This is a genomic window from Micrococcus sp. KRD096 (assembly GCF_017168495.1).
In the GTDB taxonomy this organism is placed as follows: Bacteria; Actinomycetota; Actinomycetes; order Actinomycetales; family Micrococcaceae; genus Micrococcus; species Micrococcus luteus.
On sequence record NZ_JABFAY010000002.1, the window covers coordinates 15690 to 41942 of the forward strand.

General features: G+C 74.1%; 24 protein-coding genes. 23 read left to right on the plus strand and 1 reads right to left on the minus strand.

Annotation, left to right across the window (positions count from 1 at the left end; all coding sequences use genetic code 11):
- Window positions 1-85: 85 nt before the first annotated feature.
- The 23 genes from J1M41_RS00325 to J1M41_RS00435 all read left to right on the plus strand — a co-directional run bounded on the left by J1M41_RS00325 (window position 86) and on the right by J1M41_RS00435 (window position 25303).
- Complete coding sequence (locus J1M41_RS00325; protein WP_206450915.1) at window positions 86-1702, plus strand: carboxyl transferase domain-containing protein; 1617 nt, start codon at window positions 86-88, stop codon at window positions 1700-1702.
- 7 nt (window positions 1703-1709) lie between these two features.
- A complete protein-coding gene (locus J1M41_RS00330; RefSeq protein ID WP_206450916.1) occupies window positions 1710-3845 on the plus strand; it encodes a biotin carboxylase N-terminal domain-containing protein in 2136 nt (711 codons plus the stop codon).
- Window positions 3846-3860: 15 nt separating this feature from the next.
- Window positions 3861-5048, plus strand: coding sequence for an acyl-CoA dehydrogenase family protein (locus tag J1M41_RS00335; protein ID WP_063190286.1), 1188 nt, complete (start codon window positions 3861-3863; stop codon window positions 5046-5048).
- A 1-nt stretch (window position 5049) separates the two neighbouring features.
- A complete protein-coding gene (locus J1M41_RS00340) occupies window positions 5050-5580 on the plus strand; it encodes a MaoC family dehydratase (protein ID WP_063190287.1) in 531 nt (176 codons plus the stop codon).
- Window positions 5577-6455 carry a CoA ester lyase gene (locus J1M41_RS00345; RefSeq protein WP_206450917.1) on the plus strand — a complete coding sequence of 293 codons (879 nt, stop codon included), beginning with the start codon at window positions 5577-5579 and terminating at the stop codon, window positions 6453-6455. The genes J1M41_RS00340 and J1M41_RS00345 overlap by 4 nt, the downstream gene beginning before the upstream one ends.
- A gap of 202 nt (window positions 6456-6657) precedes the next feature.
- A complete protein-coding gene (locus J1M41_RS00350) occupies window positions 6658-7032 on the plus strand; it encodes a DUF485 domain-containing protein (RefSeq protein WP_206450918.1) in 375 nt (124 codons plus the stop codon).
- Window positions 7029-8651 (plus strand): cation acetate symporter, encoded by a 1623-nt coding sequence (locus J1M41_RS00355; RefSeq protein ID WP_041104224.1) that lies wholly within the window; start codon window positions 7029-7031, stop codon window positions 8649-8651. The genes J1M41_RS00350 and J1M41_RS00355 overlap by 4 nt, the downstream gene beginning before the upstream one ends.
- 139 nt (window positions 8652-8790) lie before the next feature.
- On the plus strand, window positions 8791-10026 hold the full coding sequence (dxr, locus tag J1M41_RS00360; RefSeq protein WP_206451017.1) for a 1-deoxy-D-xylulose-5-phosphate reductoisomerase: 1236 nt from the start codon (window positions 8791-8793) through the stop codon (window positions 10024-10026).
- Window positions 10023-11390 carry a site-2 protease family protein gene (locus J1M41_RS00365; protein ID WP_206450919.1) on the plus strand — a complete coding sequence of 456 codons (1368 nt, stop codon included), beginning with the start codon at window positions 10023-10025 and terminating at the stop codon, window positions 11388-11390. Before dxr ends, J1M41_RS00365 begins: the two co-directional genes overlap by 4 nt.
- Before the next feature lie 138 nt (window positions 11391-11528).
- Entirely contained in the window at window positions 11529-12680 is a 1152-nt protein-coding gene (gene ispG, locus J1M41_RS00370; RefSeq protein ID WP_036314066.1) for a flavodoxin-dependent (E)-4-hydroxy-3-methylbut-2-enyl-diphosphate synthase, read from the plus strand.
- Complete coding sequence (locus tag J1M41_RS00375; RefSeq protein WP_206450920.1) at window positions 12655-13587, plus strand: GNAT family N-acetyltransferase; 933 nt, start codon at window positions 12655-12657, stop codon at window positions 13585-13587. Before ispG ends, J1M41_RS00375 begins: the two co-directional genes overlap by 26 nt.
- Window positions 13588-13707: 120 nt before the next feature.
- Window positions 13708-15534, plus strand: coding sequence for a proline--tRNA ligase (locus tag J1M41_RS00380; RefSeq protein ID WP_044658608.1), 1827 nt, complete (start codon window positions 13708-13710; stop codon window positions 15532-15534).
- Window positions 15535-15577: 43 nt separating this feature from the next.
- The gene (locus tag J1M41_RS00385) at window positions 15578-16327 is read left to right on the plus strand and encodes a TSUP family transporter (protein WP_206450921.1); all 750 of its coding nucleotides are present in this window, start codon (window positions 15578-15580) and stop codon (window positions 16325-16327) included.
- A 130-nt stretch (window positions 16328-16457) separates the two neighbouring features.
- The gene (locus tag J1M41_RS00390; RefSeq protein WP_036314068.1) at window positions 16458-17045 is read left to right on the plus strand and encodes a ribosome maturation factor RimP; all 588 of its coding nucleotides are present in this window, start codon (window positions 16458-16460) and stop codon (window positions 17043-17045) included.
- Window position 17046: 1 nt separating this feature from the next.
- Window positions 17047-18033: a transcription termination factor NusA gene (gene nusA, locus J1M41_RS00395; RefSeq protein WP_060974126.1), complete on the plus strand. Its 987-nt coding sequence runs from the start codon at window positions 17047-17049 to the stop codon at window positions 18031-18033.
- A gap of 84 nt (window positions 18034-18117) precedes the next feature.
- Entirely contained in the window at window positions 18118-18417 is a 300-nt protein-coding gene (locus J1M41_RS00400) for a YlxR family protein (RefSeq protein ID WP_228070540.1), read from the plus strand.
- Between the two features lie 191 nt (window positions 18418-18608).
- Window positions 18609-21173: a translation initiation factor IF-2 gene (gene infB / locus J1M41_RS00405; protein WP_206450922.1), complete on the plus strand. Its 2565-nt coding sequence runs from the start codon at window positions 18609-18611 to the stop codon at window positions 21171-21173.
- 80 nt (window positions 21174-21253) lie between these two features.
- A complete protein-coding gene (gene rbfA, locus J1M41_RS00410) occupies window positions 21254-21700 on the plus strand; it encodes a 30S ribosome-binding factor RbfA (RefSeq protein WP_136940854.1) in 447 nt (148 codons plus the stop codon).
- Between the two features lie 13 nt (window positions 21701-21713).
- On the plus strand, window positions 21714-22679 hold the full coding sequence (gene truB / locus J1M41_RS00415; RefSeq protein WP_206450923.1) for a tRNA pseudouridine(55) synthase TruB: 966 nt from the start codon (window positions 21714-21716) through the stop codon (window positions 22677-22679).
- A complete protein-coding gene (locus J1M41_RS00420) occupies window positions 22676-23044 on the plus strand; it encodes a hypothetical protein (RefSeq protein ID WP_036336701.1) in 369 nt (122 codons plus the stop codon). The genes truB and J1M41_RS00420 overlap by 4 nt, the downstream gene beginning before the upstream one ends.
- An 11-nt stretch (window positions 23045-23055) precedes the next feature.
- Window positions 23056-23487 carry a hypothetical protein gene (locus J1M41_RS00425; protein ID WP_036336703.1) on the plus strand — a complete coding sequence of 144 codons (432 nt, stop codon included), beginning with the start codon at window positions 23056-23058 and terminating at the stop codon, window positions 23485-23487.
- Window positions 23487-24464, plus strand: a complete 978-nt coding sequence (locus tag J1M41_RS00430) for a bifunctional riboflavin kinase/FAD synthetase (protein WP_206450924.1) — start codon at window positions 23487-23489, stop codon at window positions 24462-24464. Before J1M41_RS00425 ends, J1M41_RS00430 begins: the two co-directional genes overlap by 1 nt.
- Window positions 24461-25303 (plus strand): class I SAM-dependent methyltransferase, encoded by an 843-nt coding sequence (locus tag J1M41_RS00435; RefSeq protein ID WP_206450925.1) that lies wholly within the window; start codon window positions 24461-24463, stop codon window positions 25301-25303. The genes J1M41_RS00430 and J1M41_RS00435 overlap by 4 nt, the downstream gene beginning before the upstream one ends.
- Here the strand turns inward: J1M41_RS00435 and J1M41_RS00440 are convergent.
- Window positions 25281-26253 (minus strand): CPBP family glutamic-type intramembrane protease (locus tag J1M41_RS00440; protein WP_206450926.1); only part of this gene is annotated, 973 nt, incomplete at its 5' end. The genes J1M41_RS00435 and J1M41_RS00440 overlap by 23 nt on opposite strands.

Consider the following 26253-nt stretch of genomic DNA (forward strand, 5'->3'; position numbering starts at 1 on the left):
CGCCGGGCGCCCGGTCGACGTCAGTGACGATCGTCACTACACTGAGGCTCGGTTCAGTTAGTCGTCATTCACTGAAGGGGGTCTCATGACCGCCAGCACCCCGGCCCCGGCCGCGCAGTCCGCGCCCACCGTGGCCGAGCGCAACGCGGCCGGCCACGCCCGGCTCGAGCAGGAGCTCGCCGACCTCGTCGCCCGCGCGTCGCTCGGCGGGCCCGAGCGCTCCCGCGAGCGCCACACCGGCCGCGGCAAGCTGCTGGTGCGGGACCGCATCGACGCGCTGCTCGACGAGGGCTCGCCCTTCCTCGAGGTCGGCGCGCTGGCCGCGCACGGCCTGTACGACGGGGACAGCCCCGCCGCGGGCGTCGTGGCGGGCATCGGCCTGGTCCACGGCCGCCTCGTGATGGTGGTCGGCAACGACGCCACCGTGAAGGGCGGCACCTACTACCCCATGACGGTGAAGAAGCACCTGCGGGCCCAGGAGATCGCCCTGGAGAACCGCCTGCCGTGCATCTACCTCGTGGACTCCGGCGGCGCGTTCCTGCCCCGCCAGGACGAGGTCTTCCCGGACCGCGAGCACTTCGGCCGCATCTTCCGGAACCAGGCGCTGCTCTCCTCGCAGCGCATCCCGCAGCTGGCCGCGGTGTGCGGCTCCTCCACGGCGGGCGGCGCGTACGTGCCGGCCATGTCGGACGAGACCGTGATCGTGCGCGAGCAGGGCACCATCTTCCTCGGCGGCCCCCCGCTCGTGAAGGCCGCGATCGGGGAGGACGTCTCGCCCGAGGACCTCGGCGGCGGCCGGCTGCACGCCGAGCGCTCCGGCGTCGCGGACCACCTGGCGGACGACGACCTGCACGCCATGCAGATCCTCCGGGACATCGTGGCCACCCTGCCCCCGGCCGAGGCGCCGGCCTGGGAGGTCGCCCCCGCCGCGGAGCCCGCCAAGGACCCGGCCGAACTGACCAGCGTCGTGCCCGTGGACGTGAACACCCCCTACGACGTGCGCGAGGTGATCGACCGCCTCGTGGACGGCGGCTCCGTCCACGAGTTCAAGCCCCTCTACGGCACCACCCTGGTCACCGCGTTCGCGCGGATCGACGGCCACCCCGTGGGCGTCCTCGCCAACAACGGCATCCTGTTCGGAGACTCCGCCCGCAAGGGCGCGCACTTCATCGAACTGTGCGACCAGCGCGGCATCCCGCTGCTGTTCCTGCAGAACATCTCCGGCTTCATGGTGGGTCGGGACGCGGAGGCCGGCGGCATCACGCGCGACGGCGCCAAGATGGTCACCGCCGTCGCGACCGCCCGCGTGCCCAAGCTGACCGTGGTGATCGGCGGCTCGTTCGGCGCCGGCAACTACGCGATGTGCGGCCGCGCCTACTCACCCCGCTTCCTGTGGATGTGGCCGAACGCGCGCATCTCCGTGATGGGCGGCCCGCAGGCCTCCTCCGTGCTCACGCAGATCAAGCAGGACCAGCGGGCCGCCGCGGGGGAGGAGCCGATGTCCCCCGAGGAGGTCGAGGCCTTCCAGGCGCCGGTCCGCCGGCAGTACGAGGACCAGGGCAGCCCCCTGTACTCCACCGCCCGCCTCTGGGACGACGGAGTGATCACCCCCGGCCAGACCCGCCGGGTGCTCTCCCTGGCCCTCGACGTCATCTCCCGTTCCCCGCTGCCGGACTCCCGGTTCGGCCTGTTCCGCATGTGAGGCACCCGTGACCGAGAACCACGCCCAGGGGACGCCCCTGTTCGACACCGTGCTGGTGGCCAACCGCGGCGAGATCGCCGTGCGCGTCATCCGCACCCTGCGCCGCCTCGGCATCCGCTCGGTGGCCGTGCACTCCGACGCCGACGCCGACGCGCGGCACGTCCGCGAGGCGGACACGGCGGTCCGCCTCGGCCCGGCTCCGGCCCGCGAGTCCTACCTGGACATCGACGCCGTCGTCGACGCCGCGCGCCGCACCGGCGCCCAGGCCGTGCACCCCGGCTACGGCTTCCTGTCCGAGAACGCCGACTTCGCCCGCGCGCTGGACGCGGCCGGCATCGTGTTCGTGGGCCCGCCCGTGGCCTCGCTCGACGCGATGGCGGACAAGATCCGCGCCAAGGAGACCGTGGCCGCGTACGACGTGCCGGTGGTCCCCGGCATCCAGGACCCCGCGCTCACCGACGAGCAGATCACGGCCGAGGCCGAGCGCGTCGGCTTCCCGCTGCTGATCAAGCCCTCCGCGGGCGGCGGCGGCAAGGGCATGGTGGCCGTGCGCGCCGCCGAGGAGCTGCCCGGCGCCCTCGCCTCGGCCCGGCGCACGGCGCGCTCCGCGTTCGGCGACGACACCCTGCTGCTCGAGCGGCTCATCACCGCGCCCCGGCACATCGAGGTGCAGGTGTTCGCGGACGCCCACGGCGCCACCGTGCACCTGGGCGAGCGCGAGTGCTCCCTGCAGCGCCGCCACCAGAAGGTGATCGAGGAGGCCCCCGCGCCCCTGCTGACCGGGCTGGCGCACGGGGCCGAGCTCCGCGAGCGCCTGGGCCGGGCCGCCGTGGACGCGGCCGTGTCCGTGGGCTACCGCGGTGCCGGCACCGTCGAGTTCCTCGTCTCGGACGAGAACCCGGACGAGTTCTTCTTCATGGAGATGAACACCCGCCTGCAGGTGGAGCACCCGGTCTCCGAGGAGGTCGTCCGGGTGCGCGGACAGCGCCTGGACTTCGTGGAGCTGCAGCTGCGCATCGCCGCGGGGGGGCCGCTCGGCTTCGCCCAGGAGGACGTGACCCTCGACGGCGCCGCCGTCGAGGCCCGCGTCTACGCGGAGGACCCCGCGAACGGCTTCCTGCCCTCCACCGGGCCGGTGCTGCGCTGGCGCGAGCCCGCCGGCGAGGGCGTCCGCGTCGACACCCTCCTGCTGCCCTCCCGGCCGGCCGAGGAGCGCGCGTTCGGCTCCGGACCGCAGACTGGCCCCGCCGCCGGCGCCGTGGACCCCGTGGACGTCGACGGCGCACAGCCCGAGATCACCGGCTTCTACGACCCGATGATCGCCAAGCTCATCACCCGCGGCGCCGACCGCGCCGAGGCCCTGGACCGGCTCGACGCCGCGCTCGCGGACACCGTGCTGTTCGGCGTCCGCTCCAACCTGGGCTGGCTGCGCGAGCTCGCTGCCCGCACGGATGTGCGGACCGGCCGGCTCACCACCGAGCTGATCGACGGCCTCGAGGCGTGGACCGCCCCCGCGCTGCCCGAGGACCTCGCCGCCCTCGCGGCCGATGCCCTGGCCGACGTGTCCGAGGACGCGGCCGCCGCCGAGCAGCGCGCGGCCGGCACCGCGTGGGCCCGGGCGGACGGCTGGCGCGGCGCGGGCGCCCCGCAGCCCGGGATGCGCGTGCGGGTCGGGGACGAGGACCGCATCCTCACCGCCCCCGCCGCCGACGCCGAGGTGGACGAGGACGCCGGAGCCCTGGCGGGCGTCAACCTCCTGGCCGGTGACCCGCGGGACCCACGCTCAGCGTGGCTGCACCGCGACGGCGCCGCGTGGCAGGTCCGCCGCCTCACCCGGGCCGAGGTGGTCGAGGCTGCCCGCGCGGCCGCGGCCGCGCGTCGTGCCCCGGCCGGCGCAGCGTCCCCCGAGGCCCGCACGCCCATGCCGGGCACCGTCGTCGCCGTGTCCGTGGCCACCGGGGACACCGTGGCCGCGGGCCAGGAGCTGGCGGTGGTCGAGGCCATGAAGATGGAGCACCCCGTCACGGCCGCCGTCGCCGGCGTCGTAACCGTCCACGTCGCCGAGGGCGACGCCGTGGCCGCGCAGGCGTTGATCGCCGTCGTCGAGCCCGCCGAGCACGCAGCACCCGCAGAGAACACCTGAGAACAGGAGAGGACCATGAGCACCAAGCACCGCACCCTGCCCGCCCTCGAGGAGGACTACCAGGTCCTCTCCGACACCGTCCGCGAGTTCGCCGACGAGGTCGTGGCCCCGGTCTCCGCCGAGCTGGACGCCCAGCACGAGTTCCCGTACGAGATCGTGGCCCAGATGGGCGAGATGGGCCTGTTCGGCCTCCCGTTCCCCGAGGAGTACGGCGGCATGGGCGGCGACTACTTCGCCCTGGCCCTGGCGCTCGAGCAGCTCGGCCGCGTCAACCAGTCCGTGGCCATCACCCTCGAGGCCGGCGTCTCCCTGGGCGCCATGCCGCTGCTGAAGTTCGGCACCGAGGAGCAGAAGCAGCGCTGGCTGCCGGACCTCGTGGCCGGCACGCACCTGGCCGGCTTCGGCCTCACCGAGCCGGGCGCGGGCTCCGACGCCGGCGGCACCCAGACCACCGCCGCGCTCGAGGACGGCCAGTGGCGCATCAACGGCGCCAAGGAGTTCATCACCAACTCCGGCACGGACATCACCTCGCTCGTCACCGTCACCGCCGTGACCGGCACCGTGGAGGGCAGGACCGGCCACGACGGCCGCCCCGCCAAGGAGATCTCCACGATCCTCGTGCCCGCCGGCACCGAGGGCTTCTCCGTGGCCAAGGCCTACGACAAGGTCGGCTGGAACTCCTCGGACACCCACGCCCTGCACTTCACGGACGCGCGCGTGCCGGAGGAGAACCTGCTGGGCGCCCGCGGCCGCGGCTTCGCCCACTTCCTCGAGATCCTCGACGAGGGCCGCATCGCCATCGCGGCCCTGGCCACCGGAGCGGCCCAGGGCTGCGTGGACGAGTCGGTCGCCTACGCCAAGCAGCGGACCTCGTTCGGCCAGAAGATCGGGCAGTTCCAGGCCGTGTCCTTCAAGATCGCCCGCATGCAGGCCCGCGCGCACGCCGCCCGCCTGGCCTACTACGAGGCCGCCCAGAAGATGCTGGCCGGCAAGCCGTTCAAGACCGAGGCCGCCATGGCCAAGCTGATCGCCGGCGAGGCCGCCATGGACAACGCCCGGGACGCCACCCAGGTGTTCGGCGGCTACGGCTTCATGAACGAGACCCTCGTGGCCCGTCACTACCGCGACTCCAAGATCCTCGAGGTCGGCGAGGGCACCACCGAGGTGCAGCTCATGCTGATCGCCCGCGAGCTGGGCCTCTGACGTGACGGAGCGCGTCGAGATCGAGCAGCGGGGCCGCTACGCGGACGAGCTGGCGGTCGGCCAGGTCTACCTGCACCGGCCCGGCCGCACGCTCACCGAGGCGGACAACGTCCTGTTCACCACCCTCACCATGAACCCGCAGGCCCTGCACCTGGACCACGCGTACGCGGCGGCCCAGCCGTTCGGCCGGCCACTGGTCAACTCGATGCTGACGCTGTCCACCCTGGTGGGCCTCGCCGTCGGTCAGACCACGCAGGGCACGCTCGTGGCCCAGCTCGGCCTGGGGGAGATCGCGTTCCCGAAGCCGGTCTTCCACGGGGACACGCTCTACGGGCGCTCCGAGGTCACCGCGATCCGCGAGTCCTCCTCGCGACCGGGGCAGCGGGTCGTCACGTTCGCGATGACGGGGGAGAACCAGCACGGCGACGTCGTCGTCCGCGCCCAGCGCACCTGTCTGATGTGGACCGCGCAGGCGCACGCGGAGGCCAAGGCGAAGGCCGCCGACGCCGCAGGCACGGGGGAGCGGGCATGAGCGCGCTGAGCCTCGGACCGGCCGTCATGTTCACCCCGGCGGACCGCCCCGAGCGGTACGCCACGGCGCTCGAGCGCGCCGACGCGGTGATCCTCGACCTCGAGGACGCCGTCACCCCGGACGCCCGGCCCGCCGCGCGGAACGCCGTCGCGGCGGCCTGGGCGGGGCGGGTGACGGGCGGGGTCGACGGCGGCCCGCTGGACGAGGGCCGCGTGGTGGTGCGCGTGAACCCCGCGGGCACCGCGGACCACGACGCCGACCTGGCCATGCTCGCCGGGACGGGCTGGCGCACGCTCATGCTCGCCAAGGCCGAGTCCGCCGTGCAGGTGGACGGGGTCGTCGCCGCCCTCGGCCCGCAGACCCGCGTCGTCGCCCTGTGCGAGACCGCGGCCGGGATCCTCGCCGCCGCCGACCTGGCCGCCCACCCGCACGTGGGGGCGCTGATGTGGGGCGCCGAGGACCTCGTGGCGTCGATGGGCGGCAGCTCCTCCCGCACCCCCGGGGGCGCCTACCGCTCCGTGGTCCAGCACGCCCGCGCGACGGTGCTGCTGGCGGCGGCCGCCCACGGCGCGGCCGCATGGGACGCCGTCCACCTGGACCTCGGCGACGAGGCCGGGCTGGCCGCCGAGGCCGAGGACGCCGTCGCCCTGGGCTGCACCGCGACCGTGTGCCTGCACCCGCGCCAGGTGCCCGTCGTGCGCTCCGCCTACACGCCCGCCCCGGAGGCCGTCGAGCGCGCCCGGCGCGTCCTCGCCGCGGCCGAGGGCCGACACGGGGCCTTCGAGCTGGACGGGACGATGGTCGACGAGGTGGTCCTCGCCCAGGCCCGCGCGGTCCTGCGCCGCGCGGACGCGGCCCGGCCCGCGAGTCCCTGACCGGCTCCTCTGCGGCCCCGTGCCCCGGCGGCTCCGTGCCGTCGGGGCGCGGCCGTGTCCGCACGGCTGCGCACCGGGGCTGTCACAGGGGCGCACGGCCCAGGGGTGCGCTTGACGGCGCACCCCTCCGCCCGCCAGAGTGTGGTTGTCATCACAGTGATCTGTCTCACACTGATCCGTCCTACGCACCCCCGGAGGGCCCATGTCATCCAGCGAGCCCACGGCGCCGGTCCCCACGGCCGCGCAGTTCCGCGCCGCGCAGCAGTCCGAGGAGTTCATCGAGCTCCGGCGCACCCACCGATCCTTCGCCTTCCCCATGACCGTGGCGTTCTTCGTCTGGTACCTGGTGTTCGTGATCGTCGGCGCGTTCTTCCCCGAGTTCATGGCGATCCGCCTCGGCGGCAACATCACCCTCGGCCTGATCCTCGGCCTGCTCCAGTTCGTCACCACGTTCCTGATCACCTTCGCCTACGTCCGTTTCTCCAACCGGACCCTGGACCCCCGCGCCACCGCGCTGCGTGAGCGCCTCGAGCGCGAGGCCGCCGGCACCCACGAGAACCCGGAGGCCACGCGATGAGCGCGCTCACCCCCCTGCTCCAGGCCGCCCCGCAGACGGTCGGCAACCCCGCCGTGAACATCGGCATCTTCGTCGCCTTCGTGGTGGTCACCCTCGTGATCGTGATCCGCGCGTCCAAGACGAACGCGTCCTCGGCCGACTACTACGCCGGCGGCCGCGGCTTCTCCGGCACCCAGAACGGCACGGCCATCGCGGGTGACTACCTCTCCGCGGCCTCGTTCCTGGGCATCGTGGGCGCGATCGCCCTCTACGGCTACGACGGCTTCCTCTACTCGATCGGCTTCCTCGTGGCGTGGCTCGTGGCCCTGCTGCTGGTGGCCGAGCTGCTGCGCAACACCGGCAAGTTCACCATGGCGGACGTGCTGTCCTTCCGCCTGCAGCAGCGTCCCGTGCGCATCGCCGCCGCCTTCGGCACCATGGCCGTCTGCCTCTTCTACCTCCTGGCCCAGATGGCCGGCGCCGGCGGCCTGGTGTCCCTGCTGCTGAACATCAACGACCGGGCCGGCCAGGCCCTCGTGATCGTGATCGTGGGCGTGCTGATGATCGTCTACGTGCTGATCGGCGGCATGAAGGGCACCACCTACGTGCAGATCATCAAGGCGATCCTGCTGATCGCCGGCGCGGGGATCATGACCGTGTGGTCGCTGGCCCTGTTCGGCTTCGACTTCAACGCCATGCTGGGGGCCGCCGTCGAGATGAACCCGAAGGGCGAGGCGATCCTCGAGCCGGGCCTGCAGTACGGCGCCAGCGCGCTGACCCGCCTCGACTTCGTGTCCCTGGGCATCGCGCTCGTGCTCGGCACCGCCGGCCTGCCGCACGTGCTCATGCGGTTCTACACGGTGCCCACCGCCAAGGAGGCGCGCAAGTCCGTGGTGTGGGCCATCGTCCTCATCGGCGCGTTCTACCTGTTCACCCTCGTGCTGGGCTACGGCGCCGGCGCGCTGATCGGCCCCGAGCGCATCCTGGCCGCGCCCGGCGGGCAGAACTCCGCGGCCCCGCTGCTGGCGTTCGAGCTCGGCGGCTCCATCCTGCTGGGCCTGATCTCGGCGGTCGCGTTCGCCACCATCCTCGCGGTGGTCGCGGGCCTGGCCATCACGGCGGCGGCGTCCTTCGCCCACGACGTGTACGGCTCCGTGATCGCCAAGCACCCGCTCACCCCGCAGGAGGAGGTGCGGATCGGCAAGATCACCGTGGTGGTGATCGGCGTCCTGGCGATCGTCGGCGGCATCGCCGCCCAGGGCCAGAACGTGGCGTTCCTCGTGGCGCTCGCCTTCGCGGTGGCGGCCTCGGCGAACCTGCCGACCATCCTCTACTCCCTGTTCTGGCGGCGCTTCACCACCCGCGGCGCGGTGTGGTCGATGTACGGCGGACTGCTCTCCGCGATCATCCTGATCGTCCTGTCCCCGGTGATGTCCGGGACGCCGACCTCGATGATCCCGGGCGCGGACTTCGCGGTGTTCCCGCTGAAGAACCCGGGCATCGTCTCCATCCCGCTGGCCTTCTTCCTCGGCTGGCTCGGCTCGGTGACCTCGTCGCGCGCCGAGGACCCCGACAAGCAGGCCGAGATGGAGGTCCGCTCCCTCACCGGCATCGGCGCCGAGAAGCCGGTGCAGCACTGATCCGCGGCTGACCCGGCCCCACGGGGGTCGGCGGGGCGGGACGTCGCGGTGCGGCGTCCGTCCGGCCGGCCCCCCGTCCGTGTCCAGGCCCGGCTGGCATCATGGCGGGGTGACGCACGGATCCCTCACCGACTACACGCTGCCCGCCCCCGCCCCGGCGGACGACGACGGCGCCCCGCGCGCCGTCGCCCTGATCGGCTCCACGGGCTCGATCGGCACCCAGGGCCTCGACGTGATCGCCCAGGACCCCGCCCGGCTCCGGGCCGTCGCGCTCGCGGGCGGGGCGAACACGACCCTGCTGGCCGAGCAGGCCGTGCGCTTCGAGGTCGAGGCGGTGGGCTCCGCCGCGGCGGGGGAGGAGGAGCTGCGTGCCGCCCTCGCCGACGCCGCCGCCCGCCTCGGGCGCCCGGCCCCCCGACCCGTGCTGTTCACCGGGCCGCGCGCCGCCGAGCAGATCGCCGCGTGGCCCGGCGCCGACACCGTCCTCAACGGGATCACGGGCTCGATCGGCCTGCGACCCACCCTCGCCGCGCTGCACGCCGGTCACCGCCTGGCCCTGGCCAACAAGGAGTCGCTCATCGTCGGCGGGGCCCTCGTGAAGGCGGCCGCCCGCCCGGGCCAGCTCGTGCCGGTGGACTCCGAGCACTCCGCGCTCGCGCAGGCGCTGCGCGGCGGCACGGCGGACGAGGTCCGCCGCCTCGTGCTCACGGCCTCGGGCGGGCCGTTCCGCGGCCTGGACCGCGCCGCCCTGCACGCCGTCACCCCCGCCCAGGCCCTCGCCCATCCCACGTGGGACATGGGCCGCGTCGTCACCACCAACTCCGCCTCCCTCGTGAACAAGGCCCTCGAGGTGATCGAGGCCCACCTGCTGTTCGACGTGCCCCTGGACCGGATCGACGTCGTGGTCCACCCGCAGTCCGTGGTGCACTCGATGGTCGAGTTCGTCGACGGGTCCACGCTCGCCCAGGCCTCCCCGCCGGACATGCGCCTGCCCATCGCCCTCGGGCTGTGCTGGCCGCGCCGGCTCCCGGGCGCGGCCCCGGCCTGCGACTGGACGCGGGCGGCCACCTGGACCTTCGAGCCCCTCGACGAGGAGGCCTTCCCCGCCGTGCGGGCCGCGAAGGAGGCGGCAGCCGCCTCACCCACCCACATGGCCGTGTTCAACGCCGCCAACGAGGAGGCGGTGGACGCCTTCCACGCCGGCGTCCTGCCCTTCGACGGGATCGTGGACACGGTCCGCGCCGTCGTCGCCGACTACGCCCCCGAGGACGTGCTCGCCGCGGCCGGCCACGACCCCGCGCCGACGGGGCTCACCGTGGACGCCGTGCTCGCCGCCGAGACCTGGGCGCGCCGTGCGGCGCGGGCCCGCTGGTGACCGCCGTGGAGATCCTCTGGTACATCGCGGGCGTCCTCGCGGTCGCACTGGGCCTGGCGGTCTCGATCGCCCTGCACGAGGTCGGCCACCTCGTCCCGGCCAAGCTCTTCGGCGTGCGCGTCACGCAGTACATGATCGGCTTCGGCCCGACGCTCTTCTCATGGCGCCGCGGCGAGACGGAGTACGGGTTCAAGGCCGTCCCGCTGGGCGGGTACGTCGCGATGATCGGGATGCTGCCCCCGCCGCGGCCCGGGCAGACGCCCCGCACGGCGTCCACGGGCTTCGTCCGGCAGCTGGGCCGCATGGCCGACGACGCGCGGGCCCAGGCCGCCGAGGAGGTCCGCCCCGGCGACGCGCACCGCCGCTTCCTCGCCCTGCCGGTGTGGAAGCGCGTGGTGATCATGCTCGGCGGGCCGTTCATGAACCTGCTCATCGCGCTGGGCGTCACCGCCCTGCTGGTCACCACGGTGGGCACCTCGCAGCCCAGCACCACCGTCGCCGAGGTCTACCGGTGCGTGGTCACGACCCAGGAGCAGCAGGCCCGCGCCGCCTCCGGCGGGACAGAGGACTGCCGCCCGGGCGATCCCGACGGGCCCGCCCACGAGGCGGGACTGCGCCCCGGGGACACCGTGCTCGCCTTCGACGGGCGGCCGGTCTCCGACTGGGACGCCCTCTCCGCCGCGATCCGGGACCGCGCCGGACAGCCCACCCGGATCGAGTGGGAGCGCGACGGCGAGCGGATGAGCGCCACCCTGACCCCGCGCCTGACGGAACGGCCCGTGACGGACGCGCTGGGCCGGCCCGAGCGGGCCCCGGACGGGACCGTGGCGACCCACGAGGTCGGGTTCATCGGCATGGGCGCGCAGCTCGAGACGGTCCGCGGCACCCCGCTCGACGCCGGCCCGCTCGTCACCCAGCAGGTGCGGGGCGTCGTCGACGTCGTCCTCGTGCTGCCGCAGCGGCTGTGGGACACCGCCGTCGCCGTGGTGACCCCGGCCGAGCGCGACCCGGACGGCCCGATGTCCGTGGTGGGAGTCGGCCGGATCGCCGGGGAGGCGGCGGCGCTCGAGGAGGCCACGCTGACGGACAAGGCCGCCCTGCTGCTGTCCCTGCTGGCGGGCGTGAACGTGGCGCTCATGGTGTTCAACCTCATCCCGCTGCTCCCGCTCGACGGCGGCCACGTGGCCGGCGCCCTGTGGGAGGCGGTGCGCCGCGGCTGGGCCCGGATCACGGGCCGCCCGGACCCGGGGCCGTTCGACCTGGCCCGCATGCTGCCGCTGACCTACGCGGTGGGCGCGGCGATGCTGCTCATGGGCGTCATCCTGATCGTGGCGGACATCGTGGAGCCGGTCCGGCTGTTCTGAGCCCGGCCCGTTCGCCGTGGGCGGTCGCCCCGAGCCCCGGGGCGCCCGCGCGCCTAGGATGGACCGGAGAACCCGGCGGCCCCGCGCCGTCGACCCCGAGAACCCATGAGGAGCGCCCCCGTGCCCGTCAGCCTTGGAATGCCGTCCGCCCCGCCGCCCGTGCTGGCCCCGCGCCGCACCACCCGGCAGATCCAGGTGGGCTCGGTGGGCGTCGGCTCGCAGCACCCCGTCTCGGTGCAGTCGATGACCACCACCAAGACGCACGACATCGGCGCGACCCTGCAGCAGATCGCCGAGCTCACGGCCGCCGGCTGCGACATCGTCCGCGTGGCCTGCCCCACGGACAAGGACGCCGAGGCCCTCAAGGTCATCGCCCAGCAGTCCACCATCCCCGTGATCGCGGACATCCACTTCCAGCCGAAGTACGTGTTCGCGGCGATCGAGGCCGGCTGCGGCGCCGTGCGCGTGAACCCGGGCAACATCAAGAAGTTCGACGACAAGGTCAAGGAGATCGCGCAGGCCGCCTCGGACCACGGCACCTCCATCCGCATCGGCGTCAACGCCGGCTCCCTGGACCCGCGCCTGCTGCAGAAGTACGGCAAGGCCACCCCGGAGGCCCTCGTCGAGTCCGCCGTCTGGGAGGCCTCCCTCTTCGAGGAGCACGGCTTCAAGGACTTCAAGATCTCCGTCAAGCACAACGACCCGGTGATCATGGCCCGCGCCTACGAGCTGCTCGCCGAGCAGGGCGACTGGCCGCTGCACCTCGGCGTCACCGAGGCCGGCCCGGCCTTCCAGGGCACCATCAAGTCCGCCACCGCCTTCGGCTACCTGCTCGGCCAGGGCATCGGCGACACCATCCGCGTCTCCCTCTCCGCGCCGCCGGTCGAGGAGGTCAAGGTGGGCCTGCAGATCCTGCAGTCCCTGAACCTGCGCGAGCGCAAGCTCGAGATCGTCTCCTGCCCCTCGTGCGGCCGCGCCCAGGTGGACGTGTACACGCTGGCCGAGCAGGTCACCGAGGGCCTCCAGGACCTCGAGGTCCCGCTGCGGGTGGCCGTCATGGGCTGCGTCGTCAACGGGCCGGGCGAGGCCCGCGAGGCCGACCTCGGCGTCGCCTCCGGCAACGGCAAGGGCCAGATCTTCGTCAAGGGCGAGGTCATCCGCACCGTGCCCGAGGACCAGATCGTGGAGACCCTCATCGAGGAGGCCAACCGGATCGCCGGCGAGATGGACCTGGGGGAGGACGGCGGTGACCAGGCTGCCGCCGGTGCCCCGGTGGTCTCCGTCCACTGACCGGGAGGTCCGGGCTGCCACGGCTGACCGCGTCCGCCTGCTGACCGACGCGGACACCGCCGCGCTCGCGGCCCTGTCCGCCCGTGCCCCCGTGTCCAACGTGTTCGTGGACTCCCTGCTCGAGGCGGGCCGCCTGGCCGGCCCGCGCGGGGGAGCGGCGGGCACCCTGTTCCTCGGGATCGACGACGACGCCCCGGGCGCCGGGAGGCTGCGCGCGGCCGTCTGGATCGGCTCGAACGTGGTGCCGGTCGCCGCGTCCGAGGCCCCGGACGCGGGCTGGGCGCCGGGCGACGCGGAGGCGCTCGGCGCGGCGGCCGCCGCGCTGCGCCGCCGGTACGGGTCGATCTACGGCCCCTCCGGTCCCGTCCTGGCCGCCGGCGAGGCCCTCGCCGCCGCGGGCCACCGGTCCCGGTCCGTGCGCCCCGACCAGCCGCTGCTCGTGCTGGGCGACTCCGGGGTGATCGACCCGAACCCGTACGTGGTGCAGGCGCAGCGCCAGGACTTCGCGCGCGTCCTGCCGGCCAGCGCGGCGATGTTCGAGGAGGAGCTGGGCTTCTCCCCGTTCGCGGGCGGCGCGGCCCAGTACCGTGACCGCGTCGAGCGGCTGATCCATGCGGGGCGCGTGTTCATCGACCCGGGCCCGCGCGACGCGGGCGGCCCGCTGCGCTTCAAGGCGGACATCGGTCTGCTCTCCTCCCGGTGCGCCCAGATCCAAGGCGTGTGGATGGCCCCCGCCGCGCGGGGCCGAGGGCTGGCGGCGTCGGCGATGGCCGCCGTCGTGGACTACGTGCGCCTCCAGGCGCCCGTGGTCAGCCTCTACGTCAACGCGTACAACACCCCCGCGCTGCGCACGTACGAGCGCGTGGGGTTCGAGCGGCGCGGCACGTTCGCGACCGTCCTGTACTGACCCGGCGGACCCTGCGCGGGCGATAGGATCGGCGGTCAGGACGCCGGGCACCCCGTGCCGGCGTCGTCCCGTCCCGCGCGCCGCCCCCGACCGCGCGAGCCCGTCCGAGGAGGCCCCGTCATGCCCCTGCGCATGTCCACCCTGTTCCTGCGCACCCTGCGCGACGACCCGGCGGAGGCCGAGGTGGCGAGCCACAGGCTCCTCGTCCGTGCCGGCTACATCCGTCGCGCGGCCCCGGGCATCTACTCGTGGCTGCCGCTGGGCCTGAAGGTGCTGGCCAAGGTGGAGCGGATCGTGCGCGAGGAGATGGACGCGATCGGCGCCCAGGAGGTGCACTTCCCGGCGCTGCTGCCGCGGGAGCCCTACGAGGCCACGGGGCGCTGGGAGGAGTACGGCGACGGGCTGTTCCGCCTGCAGGACCGCAGGGGCAACGACTACCTCCTGGCCCCCACGCACGAGGAGATGTTCACGCTCCTGGTGAAGGACCTGTACTCCTCGTACAAGGACCTGCCCGCGTACCTGTACCAGATCCAGACCAAGTACCGGGACGAGGCCCGCCCGCGCGCCGGCCTGCTGCGCGGGCGCGAGTTCATCATGAAGGACTCCTACTCCTTCACGGTGGACGACGCCGGCCTGGACGCCGCGTACGAGGCCCATCGGGCCGCCTACCTGCGGATCTTCGACCGTCTCGGCCTCGAGGTCGTGCCGGTGCGGGCCACCTCCGGTGCGATGGGCGGCTCCCGCTCCGAGGAGTTCCTGCACCCCACCGAGGTGGGCGAGGACACCTTCGTCGAGTCCGACGGCGGCTACCGCGCCAACGTCGAGGCCGTCACCACGGTGGCCCCCGCCCCGCTGGACGAGGCGGCCATGGCGGCCCTGCCCGCCGCCGAGGTCAAGGACACCCCGGTCTCCACCACCATCGCCGCGCTCGTGGACGTCGCCAACCGGCTGGCCCCGCGCGAGGGCGAGCCGTGGACCGCCGCGGACACGCTCAAGTGCGTCGTGGTCACCGCGGTGGTGGACGGCGGCGAGCGCCGCTCGTTCGTCGTGGGCGTGCCCGGCGACCGTGAGGTGGACCTCAAGCGCCTCGAGGCGTCCGTGGGCCCGGCGCTCGGCGTGGTCGGCGAGCCCACGCTCGAGGCCGCGACCGCCGCGGACCTGGCCGCGCACCCCGCCCTGGTCAAGGGCTACATCGGCCCCGCGGCCGCCGATGCGGTCGAGGGCACCCCGGTGCTCGGCGCGGAGGGCTCCGTCTCGGGCCTGCCCTTCTTCGTGGACCCGCGCATCGCCCCCGGCACCGCGTGGATCACCGGCGCGAACGCGGACCAGCGCCACGTGTTCGGCCTCGTGGCCGGCCGCGACTTCACGTGGGACGGCGTGCTCGAGGCCACCGCGGTGCGTGAGGGCGACGAGGCCCCGGACGGCTCCGGCCCGCTGCACACCCGCCGCGGCATGGAGATGGGCCACATCTTCCAGCTCGGCCGCAAGTACGCCGAGGCCCTCGACCTGAAGGTCCTCGACGTCCACGGCAAGCAGGTCGTGGTGACCATGGGCTCCTACGGCATCGGCATCACGCGCGCCGTCGCCGCGATCGCCGAGCGCTACCACGACGACAAGGGCCTGGCGTGGCCGCGCGCGGTGGCCCCGGCGGACGTGCACGTCGTCGTCGCCACGAAGGGCGAGGACGGCTTCGCCGCCGCCGAGACCCTCGCGGCGGGCCTCGAGGCCGAGGGCCTGACCGTGCTCGTGGACGACCGTCCGAAGGTCAGCCCCGGCGTGAAGTTCAAGGACGCCGAGCTCATCGGCGTGCCCACCACCGTGGTGATCGGCCGCGGCCTGGCCGACGGTGAGCTCGAGCTCAAGGACCGGGCCACCGGCGAGGCGCGCCCCGTGCCCGTGGACGGGGCCGTCGCGGCGGTGCTCGCGGAGGTGCGCCACGGGCGCTGAGTGGTTCGGCGCCGTCGAGCTGACCGCCGGACTGCTCGTCCTCGTGCTCGCCGCGGGCTTCGCGGCGGGCTGGATCGACGCCGTCGTGGGCGGGGGCGGGCTCCTGCAGCTGCCGGCCCTGCTGCTCGTGCCCGGGCTGAGCCCGATCCAGGCGTTGGCCACCAACAAGCTCGGCTCGGTGTTCGGCACGGCGACGTCGGCGCTCACCTACCGGCGGCGCCTGCGGCAGGACCTGTCCACCGCACTGCCGATGGCCGCCGTCGCCTTCGCGGCGGCCCTGGGCGGGGCCGTGGTGGCCGCGCATCTGCCGGCCGGCGTGATCCGGCCCGTGATCCTGGTGGCGCTGATCGCCGTCGCCGTGTTCACGGCCGTGCGCCCGGGCCTCGGGCAGGTCGCCGGCGTGGGACCGCGGCGGAGCACCGCGCTGGCCCGGGCCGTGGCGCTCGGCGCGGCGGTGGGCTTCTACGACGGCGTCCTCGGCCCCGGCACGGGCACGTTCCTCATCCTGGGGCTGGTCCTGCTGCTCAAGTTCGACTTCCTGCACGCCTCGGCACAGGCGAAGGTGGTCAACCTCGCGACCAACCTCGGCGCCCTCGCGTACTTCGTGCCCTCGGGGCACGCGGTGCTGGGCCTGGGGCTGCTGCTCGGCGCGGCCAACCTCGTGGGCGGCTACGTGGGGGCCCGCATGGCGATCGCCCGCGGCACCGGCTTCATCCGCGTGGTGTACCTCGTGGTGGTGGCCGCGCTCATCGTCAAGGTCGGCGCGGACACCCTCGCCCCGCTGCTGCGCTGAGCCCGCCCCGTCCGACCCGGTCGGGAGCACTCGGCCCCGCCGTGGGCCGCCGGTAGGCTCGGCCCCGGATCCCGACCCCGGCCTCCGCCCGCGTGGCGCGGCGGCCCCGACCCGACGAGTGAGGCACCCCATGGACAGCACCGACCGCCGCGACGACCTCGCCGAGCTGCGCACCCGCGTCGAGGAGGCCCTGGCGGCCGACGACGTGGTGGTGGAGCAGGTGCGCGCCACGGGCACCGCCGAGCACCGCACCGTCGAGGTGGTCCTCGACCGCGCCTCGGGCACCCAGGGCCTGAGCCTGGACGACGTCGCCCGCCTCTCCGGCCGGGTCTCCGCCGCCCTCGATGCCCTGGGCGACCACGTGCCCGGCGTCGGTGCGGGGGAGTACCTGCTGGAGGTCACCACCGCGGGCGTGGACCGCCCGCTCACCGAGCCCCGCCACTTCGCCCGCAACGTCGGCCGTCTCGTCGAGGTCTCGGTCGACGGCGCCGCGCCCGTGACCGCCCGCCTGAAGGACGTGACGGACGACGACGTCGAGCTGGCCGTGGTGCGCCCGCCCGCGAAGAAGGGCATGAAGGCCAAGGAGCTGCCCGCCGAGCGGGTCGCCCTCGACCGCCTCGGTCCGGCGATCGTGCAGGTAGAGTGGAGCCCCGCTCAGCAGGCCGGCGACGCCGACGCCGCCGCGGGCGAGGACACGGCCGAGCACACGGAGGCATGAGTTGGACATCGACATGAGCGCGCTGCGCATGCTGGAGGCGGAGCGGGAGATCCCGATGGACCGCCTCATCCCCACCATCGAGCAGGCCCTGCTCATGGCGTACCACCGCACCCCGGGGGCCCTGAAGCGCGCCCGCGTGGAGATCGACCGCGCGACCGGCCACGTCACCGTGTGGGCCACGGAGCTGGACGAGGACGACACACCCATCGGCGAGTTCGACGACACCCCGAACGGCTTCGGGCGGGTGGCCGCCTCCACGGCGCGCCAGGTGATGATCCAGCGCATGCGCGAGGAGGACGACGACAAGGTCCTCGGCGAGTTCAAGGACAAGGAGGGCGAGCTCGTCTCCGGCGTCATCCAGCAGGGCCTGAACCGCCACATGGTCCAGGTGAACCTCGGCACCCTCGAGGCCGTCCTCCCGCCGCCCGAGCAGGTGCCCGGCGAGGACTACGCCCACGGCCGCCGGATCCGCGCCTACGTGGTCTCCGCGACGCGCGGCGCCAAGGGCCCGTCCGTCACGGTGTCCCGCTCGCACCCCGGCCTCGTGCGCAAGCTCTTCGAGCTCGAGGTCCCGGAGATCGCGGACGGCTCGGTCGAGATCACGGCGCTGGCCCGCGAGGCCGGCCACCGCACCAAGATGGCCGTGCGCGCCACCCGCCCCGGGGTGAACGCCAAGGGCGCCTCCATCGGGGAGATGGGCAGCCGCGTGCGCGCCGTCATGACGGAGCTCAACGACGAGAAGATCGACATCGTCGACCACGTGGACGACCCCGCCGCGATGATCGCCAACGCCCTCTCGCCCGCCACGACCGTCTCGGTGGAGATCCTCGACGCGGACCAGCACTCGGCCCGCGCCGTGGTGCCGCAGTACCAGCTGTCCCTGGCCATCGGCAAGGAGGGCCAGAACGCCCGCCTCGCGGCCAAGCTCACGGGCTGGCGGATCGACATCGTCGGCGACGGGGTCACCACCTCTGCCCCGGGCCGCTGACCGTCCCCGGGAACAGATCCGGGCCCGGACGCGCTAGGATGAATGAGGTCCTTTCTCGATCCGACGCCCGTGAGGGGTGAACGCATGACGTCTCGGACGGTCGTGCGCACCTGCATCGGATGCCGATCGAGGGCGGACCAGCAAGAGCTGGTGCGCGTCGCTCTGGACTCCTCGACGGAACCCCCATCCGTCGTCTGGGACCCGGAACGACGCCGTCCAGGCCGGGGTGCGTGGCTGCACCCCGGTGAGGACTGCCTCCACCTCGCCCTGCGCCGCCGCGCGTTCGGGCGGGCCTTCCGGTCCGCCGTCGACGCCGACGCGCTGGGCCGCACTGCGGAGGCACCGGCTGACAGACCGACAGATGAAGGCGGGTCAGAGATCTGATGCGTACCCGATGAGCACTGAAGCATGAGTGCCCAGCGATGAACTTCACCCCCTGCTATCAGGCAGGCCGTGGTGCGCGTGCCCTGGTGGCGCGCGCGACGGCCTGGAGCAACGTCAACGGTCCCAGGACGCGCTGAGACGGACAGCCCGAGCGGCTCCGTTCCGGCCCGTGGGGCCAGAACAGGAGAACCGTGGCCAAGGTCCGCGTCCATGAGCTCGCCAAGGAGCTCGGCATCACCTCGAAGGAGGCCTTGAGCACGCTCAAGGACCTCGGCGAGTTCGTCAGCTCGGCTTCGTCCACCATCGAGCCCCCGGTGGTCAAGAAGCTGCGCAACGCCTACCCGGGTGCCGGCAAGTCCGCCGCCAAGCCCGGGTCCACGCCCGCCGCCCCGGCCGCGGGCCGTTCCGCCGCGCCGAAGCCGGGCGCCGCTGCGCCCAAGCCGGGTGCCTCCGCGCCCAAGCCGGGCGCCCCGCGTCCCGGAAACAACCCGTTCAGCCCCAAGGGCGGTTCCGCCGGGTCTCGTCCGGGCGCCCGCCCGGGCGGCCGTGGCGGTGCGCCGCGCCCGGGCAACAACCCGTTCGCCCCCTCGCAGGGCATGCGCTCCGGTCGTGAGGACCGCGCGCCTCGTCCGGGCGGGCCCCGTCCGCAGGCCGGTGCCGGCGGCCCCCGCCCCGGTGGGCCGCGTCCGAACCCGGGCATGATGCCCAAGCAGATCACCCCGGCCCCGCAGCCGGCCCGCGGCCGTGGCCGTCCGGGCGGCGGCCCCGGCGGCGGCCCGGGTCGTCCCGGCGGCCCGGGCGGCCGTGGCGGTCGCGGCAACGCCCAGGGCGCCTTCGGGCGCGGCGGCGGCCCGCGCAAGGGACGCAAGTCGAAGCGCGCGAAGCGCCAGGAGTTCGAGCAGCAGCACACGCGTGAGATCGGCGGCGTCAAGGTCCCCAAGGGCGACGGCACCACCGTCCTGCGCCTGCGCCGCGGTGCGTCCCTGGCCGACTTCGCCGAGAAGATCCGCGCCGACGTCGCCGACCTGGTGAAGGTGCTCTTCACCCTCGGCGAGATGGCCTCGGCCAACCAGTCCCTCGACGAGGAGACCTTCCAGCTGCTCGGCGACGAGCTGGGCTACAAGGTCCAGATCGTGTCCCCGGAGGACGAGGACAAGGAGCTGCTGGAGGCCTTCGACATCGACCTCGAGGCCGAGGAGGCCAACGAGGACGAGGCCGACCTCGAGCCGCGCCCCGCGGTCGTCACCGTCATGGGTCACGTGGACCACGGCAAGACGCGTCTGCTGGACGCCATCCGCTCCTCGAACGTCATCGAGGGCGAGGCCGGCGGCATCACCCAGCACATCGGCGCCTATCAGGTGCCCGTGGAGCACGAGGGCGAGCAGCGTCGCCTCACCTTCATCGACACCCCGGGTCACGAGGCGTTCACCGCCATGCGTGCCCGCGGTGCGAAGGTCACCGACATCGCCGTGCTGGTGGTGGCGGCCGACGACGGCGTCATGCCGCAGACCGTCGAGGCGCTCAACCACGCCCAGTCGGCCGGCGTGCCGATCGTGGTGGCGGTCAACAAGATCGACAAGGACACCGCCGCCCCAGACAAGATCCGCGGTCAGCTCACCGAATACGGCCTCGTGCCCGAGGAGTACGGCGGCGACACGATGTTCGTGGACGTCTCCGCGCGCAGCAACATCAACATCGACCAGCTGCTCGAGGCGATCCTGCTCACCGCGGACGCCGCCCTCGAGCTCAGGGCGAACCCGCACAAGGCCGCCCGAGGCGTGGCCATCGAGGCCAACCTCGACAAGGGCCGCGGCGCCGTCGTCACCGTGCTGGTGCAGACCGGCACGCTGCGCGTGGGCGACACCATGGTGGTGGGCTCCGCCCACGGCCGTGTGCGCGCCATGTTCGATGAGAACGGCAACGCCGTGGAGGCGGCCGATCCGTCGCGTCCCGTCCAGGTGCTCGGCCTGTCCTCGGTGCCGCGCGCCGGCGACTCGTTCCTCGTCACCGACGACGAGCGCACCGCCCGCCAGATCGCCGAGAGGCGCGAGGCCGCGGACCGCAACGCCCAGCTGGCCAAGCGCCGCAAGCGCATCACCCTGGAGGACTTCGACCAGGCTGTGGCCGAGGGCAAGCTGGACACGCTCAACCTCATCATCAAGGGCGACGCGTCCGGTGCCGTCGAGGCGCTGGAGGACTCGCTGCTCAAGATCGAGGTCGGCGAGGACGAGGTGCAGCTGCGCGTCATCCACCGCGGCGTCGGCGCCATCACGCAGAACGACGTGAACCTGGCGACCGTGGACAACGCCATCATCATCGGCTTCAACGTGCGCCCCGCCGAGCGGGTCGCCGATCTGGCCGACCGCGAGGGCGTGGACATGCGCTTCTACAGCGTGATCTACGACGCGATCGACGACATCGAGAACGCGCTCAAGGGCATGCTGAAGCCGGAGTACGAGGAGGTCGAGCTCGGCTCGGCCGAGGTCCGCGAGGTGTTCCGCTCCTCCAAGTGGGGCAACATCGCCGGTACGCTCGTGCGCTCGGGCCTCATCCGCCGCAACGCCCAGGCCCGCCTGGTGCGCGACGGCGTGGTGGTCTCCGAGCACCTCAAGATCGAGTCGCTGCGCCGCTTCAAGGACGACGCCACGGAGGTCCGCGAGGGCTACGAGTGCGGCATCGGCCTGGGCAGCTTCAACGACATCAAGGAGGGCGACGTGATCGAGACCTTCGAGATGCAGGAGAAGCCGCGCGTCTGACGGCCGGGGCGGGGGCCCGCACGGGCCCCCGCCCTCCGCGTCCCACCCTCTGAACCATCACCACCGGAAGGAACCGCACCATGGCCGATCCGGCACGCGCCGGCCGCCTGGCCCAGCGCATCAAGGTCCTCGTGGCCGAGGCGCTGCGCCGCGGCGTCAAGGACGACCGCGTGGAGCCCGTCACCGTGACGGAGGTCCGCGTGACCAACGACCTGCAGCACGCCACCGTCTACTACACCGTCCTGGGCGACGAGGCCACGGTGGCCGCCGCCCACGAGGGGATCCAGGACAACCGCGGCATCCTGCGCCGCGAGGTGGGCCGCGGGCTCACCATCCGCCTGGTGCCCACGCTCGAGTTCGTGGCGGACACCGTCCCCGAGGCGGCCGCACACCTGGAGGACGTCCTCCGCGTGGCCAAGGAGCGGGATGCCGAGCTGGCGAAGGCGCGCGAGGGCGCGTCGTACGCCGGTGACGCGGACCCGTACCGCGCCGCGGAGCCGGACGCCGACGACGCCCCGCGCGCCTGAGGCCCGCGGCACGGTGAGCGCACGCAGCACCGGGGGACAGGCCCCCGACGCGCCGGGAACGGAGGCGTCGGGGGTCGTCCTCGTGGACAAGCCGCAGGGGTGGACCTCGCACGACGTCGTCGGGCGGGTCCGCCGGCTGGCGGGCACCCGCAAGGTGGGCCACGCCGGCACCCTGGACCCCATGGCCACGGGCCTGCTCGTGGTCGGCGTCAACAAGGCCACGCGCCTGCTGACCGCCATCACGGGCACGGACAAGACGTACAGGGCCACGATCCGGCTCGGGCAGTCGACCGTCACGGACGACGCGGAGGGCGAGGTCGTGCAGACCCGGCTGGCCAATGCCGTCACGCCCGAGCGCGTGGCCGAGCAGGTCGCCGCCCTGACGGGCGAGATCCTGCAGGCGCCCTCGGCCGTCTCCGCCGTCAAGGTGGCGGGCCGGCGCGCCTACGATCGCGTCCGCGCGGGAGAGGACGTCACCCTCGACGCCCGCCCCGTCACCGTGCAAGAGTTCACGGTGCACGAGCTGCGCCGGCTCGACGGCGGCCGGCTGGTCGACCTCGACGTCACCGTGCGCTGCTCCTCCGGGACCTACATCCGGGCGCTCGCCCGCGACCTGGGCGAGGCCCTCGAGACCGGCGGGCACCTCACGGCGCTGCGCCGCACCGCCGTCGGCCCGTTCGACGTGGCCGACGCGCTCACGCTCGAGGCCCTCGCGGAGCGCTTCGCGATGACCGAGCTCTCCGAGGCCGCCGCCGGGCTCTTCCCGGTGCGCGAGCTGACGGAGGACGAGGCCCACGAGCTCGCCTTCGGGCGGGTCGTGGCGCCCACCGGCACGGGTGAGACGCTCGTCGCCGGGCGCGCGCCGGACGGCCGCGTCATCGCCCTCGTCTCCGACGTGCGTCGCCGCGGCGCCGACGTCGCCAAGCCCCAGCTCGTGTTCGCCCCGGCCGAGGGGCCGGGACAGGGAAGGACCGCATGATCCTCGACGCCTGGTTCTGGACGGGACTGGTGATCGGTGCCGTCTCGTTCGTGGTCTGCGTGGTGATGACGGCGATCCGCCGCCACCCCGCGGACGCCTCGATCCTCTCGGTGGCCGCCGTCGAGCTGTTCACGCTCGTCTATGCGGCGGCCGCCGCCGTCCGCCAGCTCGGCGGGGACACCCTGAACGGCCCCGGCTGGGAGTTCTGGGGCTACATCCTCACCGCCCTGATCGTGCCGGTGATCGCCGTGGGCTGGGCCGTCACGGACAAGACCCGGTGGTCCAACCTCGTGCTGGCCGTGGTCGGGCCCACGATCGTCGTGATGCTGCACCGCATGCAGGTCATCTGGTTCGGGCAGTGGTGAGGAGGATGGACATGGCACCCAGCGACGGCGCCCCCGCGCGCAACCAGGGTCTCGGCCGGATCATCGTCATGGTCTACGCGGTGTTCGCCCTCTCGGCGAGCGCGCGCAGCCTCTTCCAGATCCTCACGCAGTTCGACGCCGCCCCCGTGGCGTACACGCTCTCCGCGGTCGCGGCGGTCGTGTACATCGTGGCGACGTTCGCGCTCGCCCGCTCCGGCCCGCGCACCTGGGCGGTGGCGCTGGGCGCCGTGCTCGTGGAGCTGGCCGGCGTGGTCGGCGTGGGCCTGTGGACCGCCCTGGATCCGGGGATGTTCGCCCACGACACCGTGTGGTCCCGATTCGGCGCGGGCTACGGCTACGTGCCGCTCGTGCTGCCGGTGGTCGGCCTGATCTGGCTGCTGACGCACCGCCCCGCCCGCCCGGCCGAGGCGGGGGCGCTCTGATGCGGGTCTGGAACAGCCTGGACGAGGTCCCCACGGACCTGCCGCGCACCGTGGTCACCCTGGGCAACTTCGACGGCGTGCACCGCGGCCACCGCGAGGTGCTGCGCCGGGTCGTCGAGCGGGCGCGGGCCCGCGGCGCCCTGGCCGTGGCCGTGACCTTCACCCCGCACCCGCGCGCCGTGCACCAGCCCGAGGCGCCCCACGTGGACATCATCAGCCCCGAGCAGCGGGTCGTCCTCCTGGACGAGGCGGGTCTGGACGCGGTGCTCCTGCAGCGCTACACCCTCGAGTTCGCGGACCAGTCCCCGGAGGAGTTCGTCCGCGGCATGCTCGTGCACGGGCTGCATGCCGCCGTCGTGGTCGTGGGGCACGACGTGCGCTTCGGCCGGGGCAACACCGGCGACGTCGCGGAGATGGTGCGCCTGGGCGCCCGCTACGGCTTCGAGGTCGAGGCCGTCGAGGAGTTCCCCGCCGAGCACGGGGCCGAACCGGAGCGCCGCTGCTCCTCGACGTGGGTGCGCGAGGCGCTGGCCGCGGGCGACGTCGCTCAGGCCGCGGCCGTGCTCGGCCGGCACCACGTGCTCGCCGGCGAGGTGGTGCACGGGTTCGCCCGCGGCCGCGAGCTCGGCTTCCCCACGGCGAACCTCGAGACGGATGTGCAGGGCATGATCCCGGCCGACGGCGTCTACGCCGGCTGGGTGCACGACGCGCACGGCGGGGTGTGGCCGGCCGCGATCTCCATCGGCTCGAACCCCACCTTCGAGGACGTCTCCCGTGTGGTGGAGGCGCACGTGATCGACCGCCACGACGAGCGCGTGGAGGACTTCGACCTGTACGGCCAGCACATCGAGGTCGAGTTCGTGGCCCGGCTGCGCGGGATGGTGGCCTACGAGGGCGTCGAGAAGCTCGTGGCGCAGATCACGCAGGACGTGGATGAGGCCCGGGCGATCCTGGCCACGACCCCCTCCGATCGGTGAGCGCCCCGGAGCCGGGCGCTCTCCCCGCCGTGCCGAACCTGCCGGGGCGCCCGGCCCGGGCCCGTCGGGCCGGGCCCAACCCCTTCGAGACCGGCGGTGAGCACTACGACGCCGTCCGCCCCTCCTACCCGGCCGCCGCGGTGGACCGCGTCCTGGCGGGCACCGCCGACGGCGCGGACGTGGTGGAGCTCGGGGCCGGCACGGGACTGTTCACCCGGCTGCTCGCGGCCCGCCCGGCGGACCGGGTGCGGACGGTGACGGCCCTCGAGCCGTCGGCGTCGATGCGCGCCGTCCTGGAACGCGAGGTCGCGGCCGGCACGGGCGGGCGGGTGCGCGCCGTGCCGGGCACGGGCGAGGCCACGGGCCTGCCGGCGGCGAGCGCCGACGTCGTGGTGGCGGCCCAGGCGTGGCACTGGATGGACCCGGCCGCGGCGAGCGCGGAGGCCGCACGGGTGCTGCGCCCGGGCGGGCGCCTGGCCGCGGTGTGGAACCAGCTCGACACGGCGGTGCCGTGGGTGCACCGTCTCACCCGGATCATGCACGCCGGGGACGTGCACGCCGCCCGGCCGGAGCAGCGCCGGTTCGCCGCCCCGTTCGGGGCGGAGGAGCACGCACGCTGGGCGTGGACGCAGCCGATGACCGCGGCGGGGCTGCACGGGCTCATGGCCTCGCGCTCGTACTGGCTGCGCGCGGACGAGCGGATCCGGTCCCGGATGACGGCCAACCTCGACTGGTACCTGCACGAGCACCTGGGCCATGCGGCGGACGCGGTCCTGCAGGTGCCCTACGTGACGGTGGCCTGGTGGGCGGCGCCGGTCAGGGGCGGGCGCCCACGGTGACCGGGACCGTCCGGGCGATCCCGGCCCGCCGCGCCTGCCAGAGCAGCAGCGCCGTGGCCACCGCGACCACCGCCACCGAGAGCAGCGTGGCCGCCGGGGAGCCGGCGGTCTCCGCGCCCACGTAGCTGTCCTCGACGGTGCCCACGAGCGTGCCCACGGCGATGATCACCACGTTGTTGACCACGTGCAGGGCGACGGCGGCCTCGAGCCCGCCCGTGCGCCACGTGAGCAGGACGGCGGCGACGGCGAACGCGGCGAGGTCCAGCAGGATCCACGGGTCGAGCGAGCCGTGGGCGAGCGAGAAGGTCGCCGCCGAGAGCACCGCGGTGACCGCGGCGGCCACGACCGGCCGGCGGATCCACGTGCCGACGGCCAGCAGCAGCCACCCGCGGAACAGGTACTCCTCGCCCGCGGCCTGGAACGGGGTGAGCACGAACGCCATGACGAGCAGCCAGACCCAGTCCTGCGCGCGCGGGGCCGTGGGGGCGCCGTCGAGGGCCCACGCGCCCAGCACGTAGGCGAGGAACAGCGGCGTCAGCACGACGACGCAGCGCGCCAGCCAGCGCCAGCGCACGCGGCCCTCGACCGAGTGGACGAAGCGGGCGGCGACGGGGTGGCCCAGCGCCACGGCCAGCAGCGCGACCCCGATCAGCGCGGCGAGCAGGAGGTTGTTCAGCAGCACCATGGGCGCGGAGTACAGGTCGAGGTCGGTCACGTCCGTCGGGTCGGCCGCGCCGAGCAGCGCGGGCCCGGACGTGGCGATCAGGGCGAGAGCGCCCAGCACGCCCCCGAGCACGAGGAGGCCCACCAGGCCGGCCAGCACGAGGCCGAAGGACGCGAGCGGGTTCCACCATCGGGCCCGCGGCGTGCGCAGCAGCGCGGGGTAGCCGTGGCCGATCAGCGGCAGATCCAGGGGCGGCGCGGGCGGCCGGAGGGGGAACGACGACGGG

Bases quoted from the DNA above. Each gene is read 5' to 3' on its own strand.
- J1M41_RS00325 (WP_206450915.1), top strand. From the start codon at position 86: ATGACCGCCAGCACCCCGGCCCCGGCCGCGCAGTCCGCGCCCACCGTG.
- J1M41_RS00335 (WP_063190286.1), top strand. From the start codon at position 3,861: ATGAGCACCAAGCACCGCACCCTGCCCGCCCTCGAGGAGGACTACCAG.
- J1M41_RS00345 (WP_206450917.1), top strand. From the start codon at position 5,577: ATGAGCGCGCTGAGCCTCGGACCGGCCGTCATGTTCACCCCGGCGGAC.
- J1M41_RS00350 (WP_206450918.1), top strand. From the start codon at position 6,658: ATGTCATCCAGCGAGCCCACGGCGCCGGTCCCCACGGCCGCGCAGTTC.
- J1M41_RS00355 (WP_041104224.1), top strand. From the start codon at position 7,029: ATGAGCGCGCTCACCCCCCTGCTCCAGGCCGCCCCGCAGACGGTCGGC.
- ispG (WP_036314066.1), top strand. From the start codon at position 11,529: ATGCCGTCCGCCCCGCCGCCCGTGCTGGCCCCGCGCCGCACCACCCGG.
- J1M41_RS00380 (WP_044658608.1), top strand. From the start codon at position 13,708: ATGCCCCTGCGCATGTCCACCCTGTTCCTGCGCACCCTGCGCGACGAC.
- J1M41_RS00390 (WP_036314068.1), top strand. From the start codon at position 16,458: ATGGACAGCACCGACCGCCGCGACGACCTCGCCGAGCTGCGCACCCGC.
- J1M41_RS00400 (WP_228070540.1), top strand. From the start codon at position 18,118: ATGACGTCTCGGACGGTCGTGCGCACCTGCATCGGATGCCGATCGAGG.
- rbfA (WP_136940854.1), top strand. From the start codon at position 21,254: ATGGCCGATCCGGCACGCGCCGGCCGCCTGGCCCAGCGCATCAAGGTC.
- J1M41_RS00420 (WP_036336701.1), top strand. From the start codon at position 22,676: ATGATCCTCGACGCCTGGTTCTGGACGGGACTGGTGATCGGTGCCGTC.
- J1M41_RS00425 (WP_036336703.1), top strand. From the start codon at position 23,056: ATGGCACCCAGCGACGGCGCCCCCGCGCGCAACCAGGGTCTCGGCCGG.
- J1M41_RS00430 (WP_206450924.1), top strand. From the start codon at position 23,487: ATGCGGGTCTGGAACAGCCTGGACGAGGTCCCCACGGACCTGCCGCGC.